The sequence below is a fragment of the Citrobacter sp. GW821-FHT07H02 genome (assembly GCF_059418505.1).
Genome location: NZ_JBWKPZ010000010.1, coordinates 54,693 through 68,842 on the forward strand (window position 1 = coordinate 54,693; position 14,150 = coordinate 68,842).

A 14,150-nucleotide genomic window follows, 5' to 3' on the forward strand; every position below is an offset into this window, starting at 1 on the left:
GGTGCTACGCCATCGGGTATTACAGAGCTAAACCGTCAGCGATTCAACCACCTCAATCCAGCCATGTTCACTGGCGATGTCCATCCCGTTTAACCAGCGACGTAACATGTTCAACGCCATCATGGCGCAGACCTCCTGACGCACCTGCAAACTGTGCCGATTGGCGCTGAGATGTACACGTAAAGCAAACGTGCCTTCCGGTGTCGCCAGCGCAAAATTGAGGTGTTCGTTTTCGAGCCCTGAAACGGCTAATGCCAGCCCGGCGTAATGCTTGCTGCGTCGCTCCGTTGTCCAGTGTGCGGTCTGATCCAGCGTTTCTTCCTGAGAGGGCACCACTTCGCTGGCAAGCAACGGCGCGCCCGCTCGTGATAGCTGAAGCGCTAACAGGCCGCCGGTATATTGCTCACTCAGGGTCAGACTCAGTTGACTCTCTTGTAAGCAATGGGCAATTTGCGCAGGTAATCCTTCGGTGCCTTCAAAAATCATGCTTTGCCCGGCGACATGTTTGACCTGCGGCCATATCGCCTGCATCGCTTCTCGCTGCGTGTCTGGCCCGGTGAGTTTCAGCTCAATGATCGGCATCGATGATCGATACCCCATCGTGACCCCTGGCGGCAGCGCCAACGCATCAAGACTCTGTGCAAGGTCGCTTTCCGAGCGCCCGAACGTAGTCAAACGCAGACAAAGCGGAGGTTCAGACAGTGAAAAACGCTCACGCAAACGCGGCAGAATTTCATGTTCGACCATCACTTTAAATTCAGACGGGACGCCCGGCGTAAAAAACATCAGACAACGATTGAGCTTCAGGGCGAATCCGCACGCCGTCCCCACCGGGTTATTGATAAACTCGGCGCTGGCAGGCAGTTCAGCTTGCTTGCGGTTGGCGGGAGCCATGACTCGCCCGCGATCGCGGAAGAATCGCTCCATTTCGGCAAGCCATGCCTCATGAAGCACAAGCCCTTCACCTTTTGCCGTCGCCGCGGCCAGCGCACTCAGGTCATCGCTGGTAGGCCCCAGACCGCCGTTGACGATCAGCACATCGGCATGTTCGCTACGTTCACGTAATACCGCCACCAGATCGTCAAGGTTGTCACCCACCGTATTTCGGCGTGATAACGGCACTCCCTGGTTAAAGAAAAAATCAGCCAGCCAGGCGGCATTGGTGTCCACGATTTGTCCGTGCAACACTTCATCCCCGGTGGATAACATCTCCACGTTTAACATCGTGTTCTCCTGCAACTTGAAGTATGAGGAGTATATAACGCAAAGCGTACAGAGAGGGGGTAAGAAACAAAGAGGAGGGAACGGGTGAACAGGATAAAGCAGGCGCGACGGGCGTCGCGCCATCAGGATCAGAAGCTGGCACTCACACCTACATACGGGCCATCAGCAATCGTGTTATCAGGAGCGCCGTCTTTACCTGTGAGGGTCAAATAACGGTATCCAGCCTCGATGCTCAGCGGACGCAGAATGTTTAAACGCGCCCCTGCATTTGCCTCTTCATAGCTCTCAATTCCGCTGGAGAGCGAGTCCGGAGAGTAGTAATACTCGCCAAACAGGTTAAAGTTTTGGCCGATCTTCCACTGTAAACCACCGCCTACCGCAGCAGCATAGCCTTCATCGTTATCTTGCGGGTTGGTCCAAAGACCTTTCCCACCAACTGTTGCCATAAACGGGCCCAACGGGATGTTCACACCAAGGCCAAGGCCCGCCGTATCGCCGTCGTCGTCGCTATGCATCCAGTTACCGCTCAACGCCAGTCCGGAAGATTCAGTACCGATACCAACAGCGAGGTTAGTGTACTCTTCGCCAGCCTGGCCGCTAATACTGATTGCATTCGCCGACGCAGAAACAAACAGTATCCCAGCAAGACCGAATAACACGCTTTTTTTCATTTTTTCCCTTTCCAGCAAGCAAATAAATTGAAGAACCCAAAACCGCAGGATTGTACTGCCAGTGCTTCAGGAATCAATGATCTAAAAAAGCGATCCGATGGCATATTGTAACCAAATACTACTCATAACGTTTCTAAATGGTTACAAACTTTAAATTGCCAGAAACAATAATCGTGTTGAGGCTCGCTTTATGGCTAAATAACTTCTTCCACAGGTGCACCGGGTCCCGTATTCTTTATCTGCCCTTCTCCCTCTCCTGCAAGGAATATATCGATGCGTCAAAGGACTATTGTTTGCCCGTTAATTCAGAATGATGGCTGTTATCTATTATGCAAAATGGCCGACGACCGTGGTGTATTTCCCGGTCAGTGGGCGCTATCCGGCGGCGGCGTTGAACCAGGCGAACGGATCGAAGAAGCGCTGCGCCGGGAAGTCAGGGAAGAACTTGGCGAGAAGCTAATCCTGACCGATATTACCCCGTGGACGTTCAGCGATGATATTCGAACCAAGACGTATGCGGATGGTCGTCAGGAAGAAATCTATATGATTTATCTTATTTTTGACTGCATTTCAGCGAATCGTGATGTGCAGATTAATGAAGAGTTCCAGGACTGGGCGTGGGTAAAACCGGAAGACCTTGCAGGCTACGACCTCAATGTCGCCACCCGTAAGACGTTATCGTTAAAAGGTCTGTTGTAATTAGACCAGACATATTTAAAGGTTATTATGGCGACATTCCCCACGCTGTCATAATAACCTCATACAGTCTACTTATCTGGAAACGAGTTCACCATCCAGGATTAACTTTCCATTCTCAGAATGCATCACCAGCGCATCCAGATAGTCAGGTTCAAATTTGACGCCGCGTTTATCCTTCGCAATATAAGATAAACAATGATTGTGCGTAAATATCACCACATTTTTATTTTTTGACTTCTCCTGTAATGCTTCAATTGAACCATAAATACTGTGCCCACATTTTTGCATATTTTTATCGACAGTGACCTTCTTGTCAGCGGAAAACCAGGTCGCAGACTGGATTGTACGTACGGCATCGCTGGAATAGAGATCGTAATCTGCAATATTGGCACTAAACATTTTGCCACGCTCTCTGGCGTTATGCGCGCCGTTGACGGTGATCCCGGTTTGATCCGACAGACATTTATTATCAGAGCGATCGCAGCGCTCAGCGTGGCGATATAGCACCACTACGGGATGATGCTGGGCGATGGCCGCGAGCGTCTCGCTATCGATCCGTGGCAATCCATTACTACTCCAGGCTAAACGGGTGCTGAGACCAGCCAGAAGCGCGAACACCATCATCATGATAGTGACAATTTTTTTAGATTTTACTGAACTTAGGGTTAATGCTAACACGATAATTTCCACTCATTATAACTGATAAACCACGTTACCAGGCCAGCTCAAAAATAAATCCAGGAATGTGCGCAAAATGCCTTAAAAAAACGATAAAGGCAAAAGATAAATAGATAAAAACAAAAATATTTTATTATTTTTCATTCATCTTAAGTTCTTAAGGTTAAATTAATATTCAATCTTTAATCTGCATGACCAAATGAAATAACTACCCTTTCGTTCTGCTCTTTATCCTCTTTGAATATAAGGGGTGACAGCGATTTATGGCTAAAGGAAATATGATGTCTGACTTTTTGCCTTTTTCTCGCCCAGCGATGGGTGAGGAAGAACTTACCGCTGTCCGGGAAGTTCTTGACTCTGGATGGATAACGACCGGTCCCAAAAACCAGGCGTTAGAAGACGCCTTCTGTACGCTAACCGGAAACCAACACGCCATTGCCGTGAGTTCTGCCACCGCCGGAATGCACATCACGCTCATGGCGCTTGGCATCGGTGCAGGCGACGAGGTGATTACACCGTCAATGACCTGGGTTTCCACACTCAACATGATTGTGTTGCTGGGCGCGACGCCCGTGATGATCGATATTGACAGCGACACGTTGATGGTCACGCCGGAGCAAATCGAATCCGCGATCACGCCCCGTACTAAAGCCATTATCCCGGTACATTACGCAGGCGCACCGGCCGATATGGACGCTATTTACGCGATTGGCGAGCGTTATGGTATTCCGATTATTGAAGACGCCGCCCATGCTACAGGCACCCGGTATAAGGGGCATCATGTCGGCTGGCGCGGCACCGCCATTTTCTCCTTCCACGCCATCAAAAACGTCACCTGCGCCGAAGGCGGGTTAATTGTGACGGATGATAAACATCTCGCTCAACAGCTTCGTAGCCTTAAGTTTCACGGTCTTGGCGTTGATGCCTATGACCGACAAACCTATGGCCGGGCGCCGCAGGCTGAAGTCCTCGATCCCGGGTTTAAATACAATTTGACCGATATTAATGCGGCTATCGCTCTGGTGCAGTTGCGTAAGCTGGAGCAACTTAATGCCCGTCGGGCGGAGATAGCCCTGCGCTATCAACAGGCGCTGGCGAATACTCCCTTTCAACCGCTGGCTCAGCCTTCCTGGGCGCACGTTCATGCCTGGCATCTGTTTATTATCCGCGTAGATGAAACGCGTTGTGGAATGGGTCGGGACGCGTTAATGGAAGCGCTTAAGTCCCGCGGAATTGGTACGGGTTTACATTTCCGGGCCGCACACACGCAAAAATATTACCGTGAGCAGTTCAAAAATCTGCAGCTGGCGAATACCGAATGGAACAGTGCCCGCATCTGCTCACTGCCGTTATTCCCTGATATGACTTCCGATGATACCGACCGCGTCATTACGGCGCTTCAACAGCTGGTGGGACAATAATCATGTTTGACGCTGCCCCCATTAAGAAAGTGTCTGTTGTAATTCCTGTCTATAACGAACAGGAGAGCCTGCCTGAACTGATCAGACGAACCAACGCCGCATGCCAACAGCTCGGCAAAGAGTACGAAATTTTGCTGGTGGATGACGGCAGCAGCGACAACTCTGCAGAGCTGCTGATCAACGCGTCTCAGGGTGAAGAGAGCCACATCGTAGCCGTCTTATTGAATCGCAACTATGGTCAACATTCCGCCATTATGGCCGGTTTCAGTCACGTCACAGGGGATTTGGTGATCACGCTGGACGCCGATTTACAAAATCCGCCGGAAGAGATCCCGCGTCTGGTGGCCACCGCAGAGGAAGGATTTGATGTCGTTGGAACGGTGCGTCAAAACCGGCAGGACAGTCTGTTTCGCAAAACAGCCTCCCGAATGATCAATAATTTGATTCAACGGACAACGGGCAAAGCCATGGGAGACTATGGTTGCATGCTGCGTGCTTATCGTCGGCACATTGTCGACGCCATGCTGCATTGCCAGGAGCGCAGTACGTTCATCCCCATTCTTGCCAATATTTTCGCCCGCCGGGCCACAGAAATTCCGGTGCATCACGCAGAACGCGAATTTGGCGATTCCAAATACAGCTTCATGCGCCTGATCAATTTGATGTACGACCTGGTGACCTGCCTGACAACCACGCCGTTACGCATGTTAAGCCTGTTGGGCAGCGTGATCGCCGCTTCCGGCTTTATTCTGGCGGTACTTCTCGTCGTGCTTCGACTGACGCTCGGACCTCAGTGGGCCGCAGAAGGGGTCTTTATGCTGTTTGCCGTCCTGTTTACGTTTATCGGCGCGCAGTTCATCGGTATGGGGTTACTCGGTGAATATATTGGACGCATCTATAACGATGTACGCGCCCGTCCCCGCTATTTTGTTCAGCACGTTATCCGTCCACAAAACCCGCAGTCAACTGAGGAAAGTCACGCATGAAAGCCGTCGTCTTCGCGTATCACGATATGGGATGTCAGGGAATTGAGGCATTACTGGACGCAGGTTATGAAATAACCGCCATTTTTACCCACGCTGATAACCCCTCAGAAAAAGCGTTTTTTGGCTCGGTTTCCCGCCTGGGTGCGGATGCCGGTATCCCGGTTTTTGCTCCGGATGACGTCAACCATCCTATCTGGACTGAGCGTATTCGCCAGCTCGCCCCTGAGGTTATTTTCTCATTCTACTACCGCCATTTGCTGAGCGATGACATTTTGTCCCTCTCGCCGGCAGGTGCATTCAATCTTCACGGTTCACTGCTGCCCAAATACCGGGGGCGTGCGCCGCTGAACTGGGTGTTGGTCAATGGCGAAACCGAAACTGGCGTGACGCTTCACCGGATGGTGAAACGCGCTGATGCGGGGGCAATTGTCGCTCAGCAACACGTTGCCATCGCACCGGAAGACGTCGCGATTACCCTGCACCGAAAATTATGTCAGGCAGCCCGCCAGTTACTGGTAAACATTCTGCCCGCCATTAAAAACGGGCACATTGAAGAGATTCCTCAGCGGGAGTCCGACGCCAGTTGTTATGGCCGTCGCACACCAGAAGACAGCTGCCTTGACTGGAATAAACCGGCAACAGAATTACACAATATGGTTCGTGCGGTGTCAGATCCCTGGCCTGGCGCGTTTAGCTACGTCGGCACCCAAAAGTTCACGGTCTGGTCATCACGCGTACATCCCAGGATGGCAGTTAACCATCCGGCGGGAACGGTGATTTCCATCGCGCCGTTGCTTATCGCCTGCGCGGATGGCGCACTGGAGATTGTCACCGGGCAAGCCGGTGACGGTATCTATATGCAAGGCTCGCAGCTGGCGCTGGCATTGGGCCTGGTGGCGGGTTCTCGCCTGAATACACAGTCTGTTTCAACCGCTACACGGCCTACCCGCGTGCTGATCCTCGGTGTGAACGGTTTTATTGGTAATCATTTGACCGAACGATTGCTGCGGGAAGAGAACTACGAAGTTTATGGTCTGGACATTGGCAGCGATGCGATTGGCCGTTTTCTCAATCATCCGCGCTTTCATTTTGTGGAAGGTGACATCAGCATTCATTCCGAATGGATTGAATACCATGTCAAAAAATGCGATGTCGTGCTGCCACTGGTGGCGATTGCGACCCCGATTGAGTACACCCGTAACCCGCTGCGCGTCTTTGAGCTGGATTTTGAAGAGAACCTGAGAATCATCCGTTACTGCGTGAAATACCGTAAGCGGATTATTTTCCCGTCAACATCTGAAGTCTACGGCATGTGTACGGATAAGATGTTTGATGAGGATAGTTCGAATCTCATTGTCGGCCCGGTGAATAAACCGCGCTGGATTTACTCGGTTTCTAAGCAATTGCTGGACCGCGTGATTTGGGCATACGGCGAGAAAGAAGGATTACGGTTTACCCTCTTTCGTCCTTTCAACTGGATGGGCCCGCGCCTGGACAGCCTCGATGCCGCCCGCATCGGCAGTTCGCGCGCCATCACCCAGTTGATCCTGAACCTGGTCGAAGGTTCTCCCATTAAGCTCATTGAAGGCGGAAAACAGAAACGTTGCTTTACCGATATTCGCGATGGCATTGAGGCGTTATTCCGCATCATTGAAAATGAAGGGGGCCGTTGCGAAGGTGAAATTATTAACATCGGTAACCCGGATAATGAAGCGAGCATTCAGGAACTGGCGGAAATGTTGCTCAGCAGCTTCGAGAAACACCCGCTGCGCCAGCATTTCCCGCCGTTTGCCGGTTTCCGGGTCGTCGAAAGCAGCACCTACTACGGTAAAGGTTATCAGGACGTCGAGCACCGCAAACCCAATATCCGTAATGCAAAACGCTGCCTGGATTGGGAACCGTCCATTGCTATGGATGAAACCGTAGAAGAGACGCTGGACTTCTTCTTGCGTAGCGTGGATATAACGGAACACGCATCATGACAAAAGTGGGCTTGCGTATTGATGTCGATACCTTCAGGGGGACGCGTGAAGGCGTACCCCGTCTGTTAGAAACATTGAACCGATATCATATTCGGGCAAGTTTTTTCTTCAGCGTCGGACCCGACAACATGGGGCGCCATCTCTGGCGTCTCGTGAAGCCCCAGTTTTTGTGGAAAATGCTGCGTTCGAACGCAGCATCGCTTTATGGCTGGGATATCCTGCTGGCTGGCACTGCCTGGCCGGGTAAAGAGATTGGGCGTGCAAATGCACAGATTATCCGCGAAACCGCCGCGCGCCACGAAACGGGGCTGCACGCCTGGGATCATCATGCCTGGCAGACCCACAGCGGAAACTGGGATGATTACACGCTCATTAACGATATCTCACGTGGCATCACCGCGCTGGAGGCGTTAACCGGACGACCGGTCACCTGCTCCGCCGTCGCGGGCTGGCGTGCCGACCAGCGCGTCGTTCATGCAAAAGAAACTTTCCATTTGCGCTATAACAGCGACTGTCGGGGTTCGTCATTATTTCGCCCCGTACTCGATTCAGGTCAAGCTGGCACACCGCAGATCCCCGTTACGCTCCCCACCTGGGATGAAGTTGTAGGACGGGAAGTGAAGGCAGATGAATTCAATGCCTGGCTCCTCTCCCGCATATCGATGAGCGAAGGAACACCGGTCTATACCATTCACGCCGAGGTTGAAGGTATTGCTCATCATCAGGAATTTGAAGACCTGCTCATTCGTGCGGCGGCGGCGGGTATTACTTTCTGTCCGCTTGGCGATTTACTTCCGGCCACGCCGGAGGCATTACCAGTGGGGAAAATTGGTCGTGGCAAAATCGCAGGCCGTGAAGGCTGGCTGGGCTGCCAGCAACAGGTGAGTGACACGTGATGAAATCTCTACGTTATTATCTGGCATTCGCCGCGTTATTTACGCTCTACTATATTCTCCCCATCAACAGTCGCCTGCTCTGGCAGCCTGATGAATCACGCTACGCCGAAATCAGCCGTGAGATGCTGGCGTCCGGCGACTGGGTAGTCCCGCATTTTCTGGGACTACGCTATTTTGAAAAACCCGTTGCCGGTTATTGGCTCAATAGTCTCGGGCAGTGGTTATTTGGCACCACCAATTTTGGCGTTCGGGCCGGTGTTATTGTTGCAACATTACTCACCACATTACTGGTGGGCTGGCTTGCATTCCGACTCTGGCAAGATAAACGCACTGCCGCCTTCGCCTGCATTATCTATCTGACGATGTTTGCGGTGTACAGTATTGGCACCTTTGCCGTACTCGACCCGATCATCGCCCTGTGGTTAATGGCCGGTATGTGCTGTTTCTGGGAAGGGATGCAGGCAACGTCAACAAAGACAAAAATCATCGCGTTTCTCTTGTTGGGCGTGACATGCGGCATGGGGGTGATGACCAAGGGTTTTCTTGCCCTGGCCGTTCCGGTCGTGAGCGTTTTACCGTGGGTAGTAGTCCAAAAACGCTGGAGCGATCTGTTCATTTACGGCTGGCTGGCGATCCTGGGCTGTACTGCAATCGTACTCCCGTGGGGGATTGCCATCGCCCTGCGCGAGCCGGATTTCTGGCACTATTTCTTCTGGGTCGAGCACATTCAACGTTTTGCGATGGACGACGCCCAACATAAAGCCCCTGTCTGGTACTACCTGCCCGTGTTAATTGCGGGAAGCCTTCCGTGGCTGGGGCTGCTCCCCGGTTCACTGTGGGCTGGCTGGAAAAACCGCGATCCCGCACGTACCACCGGCTACTTGTTATGCTGGATTGTGATGCCGCTGTTCTTTTTCAGCATCGCCAGGGGAAAATTGCCGACCTATGTGCTTTCCTGTTTCGCACCATTAGCCATCTTAATGGCGCATTACGGCCAACTGGCGGCACACAAAGAGAGCCGCTCACTGCGTGCCAATGCCTGGATTAACATCGCCTTTGGCATTGTTGGGATCGTCGCGACCTTTATTATTTCCCCCTGGGGACCGTTGAAATCCCCCATCTGGCAACATATCGAGTTGTACAAGGTCTTTTGCTCATGGGGGATCTTCATCATCTGGACATTTTTTGGCTGGTATACCCTGAGTTATCCCCGCAACACGTGGATGCTCTCTGCGTTGAGCCCTCTGGGACTGGCGATTTTCGTTGGTTTTTCGATCCCCGACCGGGTCATGGAGTCGAAGCAACCGCAGTTTTTCGTCGAGATGACCCGGGAATCGTTGATGACGAGTCGCTATATTCTGACGGATGGCGTCGGCGTCGCGGCCGGTCTGGCCTGGAGTCTGCGGCGTGATGACATCATCATGTACGGGCAGAAAGGAGAGCTAAAATATGGTCTCAATTATCCGGACGCTAAAGGGCGTTTTGTCAGCCGTGCTGATTTTAATGACTGGCTTAGCCAACATCGTCAGGAGGGAAAAATTTCACTCGTGCTTTCAATTGCAAAAGATGAAGACATCAATGACCTTGCCATTCCACCTGCCGATAATATTGATAATCAGGGGCGTCTGGTGCTAATTCAGTACTATCCCAAATGATCTGGCCTGTCTTAATCCTGGCCAGTTTGCTCAGCGTTGGCGGACAGTTATGCCAGAAGCAGGCTACCCGACCGGTTCAGTCGCACTACCGAAAACGCCACATTGCCCTGTGGCTCGGTCTTGCTCTGGCCTGCCTCGGCTCGGCAATGGTGCTGTGGTTACTGGTTTTGCAAACGATTCCCGTCGGCATTGCCTATCCGATGCTCAGTCTTAACTTTGTCTGGGTTACTCTGGCCGCCTGGAAAATTTGGCAAGAGCCCGTCTCTGTTCGCCATTGGCTTGGCGTCGGGCTGATTATCACCGGCATTTTTGTGCTTGGGAGCGCGGTATAATGGGATTACTGTGGGGACTTCTCAGCGTTTTGATTACGTCGGCAGCCCAACTGAGTCTTGGCTTTGCCATGGCGTCATTGCCGCCCATGCTGCACCCAGGTGCCTTCATTGCGGCACTGTTTGCCGCTCACGCCAGTGCTATCGCGTTATTTTCCGGACTGCTGGGCTATCTGGCTTCCGTCTTTTGCTGGCATAACGCACTGCATCATCTCGAACTCAGTAAGGCATACGCCTTGCTGAGTCTCAGTTATATTCTCGTCTGGGTTGCGTCGATGGTGCTGCCTGGGATGCAGGGCGCGTTCTCTGTGAAAGCACTGTTGGGCGTTGCGTGCATTATGGCCGGACTAATGATCATTTTCTTACCCGCACAAAAAATCCCTCGCCGAACCTGAGCTGTCACTTTTTACCCATCAGAGGCTTCCACTTTCTGAACCCACTCCAGCAACGCGCGGCGAGAAATTTTGATGCCACCGGTTTTCAACTCTGGCGGGAGTGTCAGCCAGCGAACGGGTTGCTGAAAGCGCGCCAGTTTGCCCTGAACCCACGCGGCGAGATCGACACCTTCAGCCTGAGCATCATACTCAACAACCGCCACCGGACGATGACCAAACTCGCGGTCTTCAATCGGAACCACAAAGGCCTGTAGCACGTGGGGGTGCGCGGTGATAACACGCTCCACCTCTTCGGGCTGAATCCCCTCGCCGCCGCTGAAAAACAGATTATCCAGACGGCCAGCAATCGTCAGCCTGCCGTTTTGCAACACGCCGCGATCGCGCGTGGCAAACCAGCCTTCGTCATTGACTAACGGCATCAGCTTACCGTTGCGCCAGTATCCTTCCGCCATGCTGGCGGCACGCAGCCAGACCTCGTCATTGACGATTTTAACCTCTCTGCCAGGCAGCGCTGAGCCAACATCACTCAGACCATCCGCCTCTTTCGCACACACCGTGGAAGCAAACTCCGTCAGACCATAGCCACACCAGCAGCGAATCCCCTGCTCACGCGCCTTTTCTGTCAGCTCGACCGGAATCGCCGCACCGCCTAAAAGCACCGCTTTTAATGTTATCGATGAACGGTTGACCAGCAAACGCCAGAGCTGCGTCGGCACCAGAGAGGCGTGAGTACAACCTGCCAGCATCTGTTCCAGCGGTTGTTTCTCGCGTACAGTCATTCGCGCGCCAGCACATAGCCAACGCCACAAAATGCCCTGGCCAGAGACATGAAACAACGGCAGCGACAGCAACCAGTCATCGCCTTCACCAAAGGACATCAACGATAAAACGCCCGCAGCGCTTGCCAGATGCGCTTGACAGCTGTGTACCGCCGCTTTGGGTAATCCCGTCGAGCCAGAGGTCAACGTCATTGAACTCAGACGCTGCGGCTGCCACACGCAGGCATAGTCGTTTTCAATGTCCTGCATCTGCAACGGGGTCAACGCAGGAAAGGTATTTTCCCCGTCCAGCACCAGCGCAAAGTGTAAAGAGAGTTCAGGTAGCAGGGCGTCCAGCAGCGGTTGAGGCAGTTGCGGATTGACGGGCAAGATTCTCGCCCCGCATTGCAACAGGGCGAGCCAGGTCAACAGAGACTGCGGGTGGTTCCAGGCCCGCAGCATGACACCACTGTCTTCCTCCACACCCTGGGCGGCAAACCCCGCCGCCAGGCGATCAATACGTGTACAGAGCGTGCGCCAGCTTAACACCTCATCATTCAGGCGTAAGGCTGGCGCATCCCCCCGAACTTGCCGCCAGTACCGCCACGGCCAGTCAGGGAAGATCATAGCAGTCGTTCCAGTGCATCAACGTCTACGCACGGCAGCGTGCTCCCCGGCCAGGTACGCACCTGTTGGATTTGCATCAGGCTTAACGTATCCAGACCAGGAATGGTTTGTGGCGTCAGCCAGGCAGCAATGCGCGCCAGCTGCGTCAAACCCAGACTGGATTCGATAGAAGAACTGATGACGGCGGTCAGTCCGAGCGCATGCGCCGCCTGAACCTGCTCGCGTACTTTTTCCAGGCTACCGGTCAAGGTCGGTTTGATCACTACCGCACTCACGCCCTCTTCGGCCATAAAGACAAAATCGGCCTCGCGCAGACTTTCGTCCCAGGCGATTGCAATACCGGTTTCACGGGAAAACGCGCGAGAATCATCGCGGGTTTTACACGGTTCTTCGAGAAAGGCAATCCGGGAACGGAAATCCGGGTTCACATATTTCGCAAACTGCTGCGCTTTTAACGGCGTCCAGGCACGGTTAGCATCCAGACGTAAATGCAGGTCTGGAATCGCCTCCAGTAACAGGTTAACGACCATGCCATCGCGTACGGCTTCGTACAGGCCGATTTTTACCTTCGCCACTTTTTCGCCTGCCATGTCAGCAAGCTGGAGCACCAGATCATCAGGATCACCCGTACACAGCGGCGCAGCCCGGTAATCAGCCGTTTCTGGCAAGGTGCCTTCCAGCTCGGCCAGCGCACAGCTGACGCCAAAGGCGACGGACGGCATCTCCGGCAGCGATGCGGCGCCCGCAAGCCAGTCGTTTACCCACGCCAACAGAACTGTCTGCGCTTCTTCCCAGGTTTCCTGGCTGAAGCCCGGCAGTGGGGAAATCTCTCCCCACCCTTCGCGCTCACCGTCACGAAGACAGACATACAGGCCATCGCGAGTTTTTAACCGCCGATCGCGCAGAACCACCCCCGCGTCCATGGGGATCTGCCAGCGGTATACCTGCGCGCTACGCATTACGGATTCCGTTTGAATTTGCTGAAATCAGGCTGACGTTTCTGGTTAAAGGCGTTACGGCCTTCCTGACCCTCTTCCGTCATATAGAACAGCATGGTGGCATTACCTGCCAGTTCCTGCAGACCCGCCTGACCATCGCAGTCAGCGTTCAGTGCCGCTTTCAGGCAACGCAGCGCCATCGGGCTGTTTTGCAACATTTCACGGCACCAGCGAACGGTCTCTTTTTCCAGATCCGCCAGCGGAACCACGGTGTTGACCAGGCCCATGTCCAGCGCCTGCTTCGCGTCGTACTGACGGCACAGGAACCAAATTTCACGCGCTTTTTTCTGGCCGACGATACGCGCCATGTAAGATGCGCCCCAGCCGCCGTCGAAGGAGCCGACTTTCGGGCCGGTCTGCCCAAAGACAGCATTTTCCGCTGCAATGGTCAGGTCGCACATCATATGCAGTACGTGACCGCCGCCGATGGAGTACCCAGCGACCATCGCCACAACCGGCTTCGGACAGGTACGGATCTGGCGCTGGAAGTCCAGCACGTTCAGGTGATGGACGCCGGAGTCATCCTGATAGCCGCCGTAGTCGCCGCGGACCTTCTGGTCACCGCCAGCACAAAACGCTTTGTCGCCTGCGCCGGTGAGTACAATCACGCCGATATTGTCGTCATAACGCGCATCCGCCAGCGCCTGGATCATTTCTTTAACGGTCACAGGACGAAATGCGTTGCGTACCTGCGGACGGTTAATGGTGATTTTTGCGATACCATCGGTGGATTTCTCATAACGAATGTCAGTGTAGCCCTCGGAGCAATCGTTCCATTCAACCGGTGCGTAAAGCATTGTTTCATCAGGGTAGATCATAGTGTGTCCTTTA

The 14,150-nt window shown here is 53.4% G+C and carries 14 protein-coding genes; 8 read left to right on the forward strand and 6 right to left on the reverse strand.

Going from position 1 to position 14,150, the window contains the following annotated elements; genetic code table 11:
• Positions 1-27: 27 nt before the first annotated feature.
• Together AC07NP_RS12150 and AC07NP_RS12155 are read right to left on the reverse strand one after the other, a co-directional pair.
• Positions 28-1,224 (reverse strand): nicotinamide mononucleotide deamidase-related protein YfaY, encoded by a 1,197-nt coding sequence (locus AC07NP_RS12150; RefSeq protein ID WP_494660627.1) that lies wholly within the window; start codon positions 1,222-1,224, stop codon positions 28-30.
• Positions 1,225-1,352: 128 nt separating this feature from the next.
• Positions 1,353-1,895, reverse strand: coding sequence for a YfaZ family outer membrane protein (locus AC07NP_RS12155; protein ID WP_192612876.1), 543 nt, complete (start codon positions 1,893-1,895; stop codon positions 1,353-1,355).
• A gap of 273 nt (positions 1,896-2,168) precedes the next feature.
• On the opposite strand from AC07NP_RS12155, the gene nudI reads away from it, so the two are divergent.
• Complete coding sequence (gene nudI, locus AC07NP_RS12160) at positions 2,169-2,594, forward strand: nucleoside triphosphatase NudI (protein WP_192614381.1); 426 nt, start codon at positions 2,169-2,171, stop codon at positions 2,592-2,594.
• 72 nt (positions 2,595-2,666) lie between these two features.
• Here the strand turns inward: nudI and AC07NP_RS12165 are convergent, their stop codons facing one another.
• Positions 2,667-3,272 carry a histidine phosphatase family protein gene (locus tag AC07NP_RS12165; RefSeq protein ID WP_494660628.1) on the reverse strand — a complete coding sequence of 202 codons (606 nt, stop codon included), beginning with the start codon at positions 3,270-3,272 and terminating at the stop codon, positions 2,667-2,669.
• A gap of 281 nt (positions 3,273-3,553) precedes the next feature.
• Here AC07NP_RS12165 and arnB point away from each other — a divergent pair, with 281 nt between their 5' ends.
• The 7 genes from arnB to arnF are packed head-to-tail and all read left to right on the forward strand — an operon-like array spanning position 3,554 to position 10,936.
• Positions 3,554-4,693: a UDP-4-amino-4-deoxy-L-arabinose aminotransferase gene (gene arnB, locus AC07NP_RS12170; RefSeq protein WP_494660668.1), complete on the forward strand. Its 1,140-nt coding sequence runs from the start codon at positions 3,554-3,556 to the stop codon at positions 4,691-4,693.
• A gap of 2 nt (positions 4,694-4,695) precedes the next feature.
• Positions 4,696-5,679, forward strand: coding sequence for an undecaprenyl-phosphate 4-deoxy-4-formamido-L-arabinose transferase (arnC, locus tag AC07NP_RS12175; protein ID WP_494660629.1), 984 nt, complete (start codon positions 4,696-4,698; stop codon positions 5,677-5,679).
• Positions 5,676-7,661: a bifunctional UDP-4-amino-4-deoxy-L-arabinose formyltransferase/UDP-glucuronic acid oxidase ArnA gene (arnA, locus tag AC07NP_RS12180; protein ID WP_494660630.1), complete on the forward strand. Its 1,986-nt coding sequence runs from the start codon at positions 5,676-5,678 to the stop codon at positions 7,659-7,661. The genes arnC and arnA overlap by 4 nt, the downstream gene beginning before the upstream one ends.
• Positions 7,658-8,557 carry a 4-deoxy-4-formamido-L-arabinose-phosphoundecaprenol deformylase gene (gene arnD / locus AC07NP_RS12185; protein ID WP_494660631.1) on the forward strand — a complete coding sequence of 300 codons (900 nt, stop codon included), beginning with the start codon at positions 7,658-7,660 and terminating at the stop codon, positions 8,555-8,557. Before arnA ends, arnD begins: the two co-directional genes overlap by 4 nt.
• On the forward strand, positions 8,557-10,212 hold the full coding sequence (gene arnT / locus AC07NP_RS12190) for a lipid IV(A) 4-amino-4-deoxy-L-arabinosyltransferase (RefSeq protein ID WP_494660669.1): 1,656 nt from the start codon (positions 8,557-8,559) through the stop codon (positions 10,210-10,212). Before arnD ends, arnT begins: the two co-directional genes overlap by 1 nt.
• On the forward strand, positions 10,209-10,544 hold the full coding sequence (arnE, locus tag AC07NP_RS12195) for a 4-amino-4-deoxy-L-arabinose-phosphoundecaprenol flippase subunit ArnE (RefSeq protein ID WP_494660632.1): 336 nt from the start codon (positions 10,209-10,211) through the stop codon (positions 10,542-10,544). The genes arnT and arnE overlap by 4 nt, the downstream gene beginning before the upstream one ends.
• Positions 10,544-10,936, forward strand: coding sequence for a 4-amino-4-deoxy-L-arabinose-phosphoundecaprenol flippase subunit ArnF (gene arnF / locus AC07NP_RS12200; RefSeq protein WP_494660633.1), 393 nt, complete (start codon positions 10,544-10,546; stop codon positions 10,934-10,936). The genes arnE and arnF overlap by 1 nt, the downstream gene beginning before the upstream one ends.
• An 11-nt stretch (positions 10,937-10,947) precedes the next feature.
• On the opposite strand, the gene menE is transcribed toward arnF, so the two are convergent.
• From menE to menB, 3 genes are read right to left on the reverse strand one after another with little or no spacing between them, the layout of a single operon-like run.
• On the reverse strand, positions 10,948-12,321 hold the full coding sequence (menE, locus tag AC07NP_RS12205; RefSeq protein WP_494660634.1) for an o-succinylbenzoate--CoA ligase: 1,374 nt from the start codon (positions 12,319-12,321) through the stop codon (positions 10,948-10,950).
• A complete protein-coding gene (gene menC, locus AC07NP_RS12210) occupies positions 12,318-13,280 on the reverse strand; it encodes an o-succinylbenzoate synthase (protein ID WP_494660635.1) in 963 nt (320 codons plus the stop codon). The genes menE and menC overlap by 4 nt, the downstream gene beginning before the upstream one ends.
• Entirely contained in the window at positions 13,280-14,137 is an 858-nt protein-coding gene (gene menB / locus AC07NP_RS12215; protein ID WP_494660636.1) for a 1,4-dihydroxy-2-naphthoyl-CoA synthase, read from the reverse strand. The genes menC and menB overlap by 1 nt, the downstream gene beginning before the upstream one ends.
• Positions 14,138-14,150: the final 13 nt, after the last annotated feature.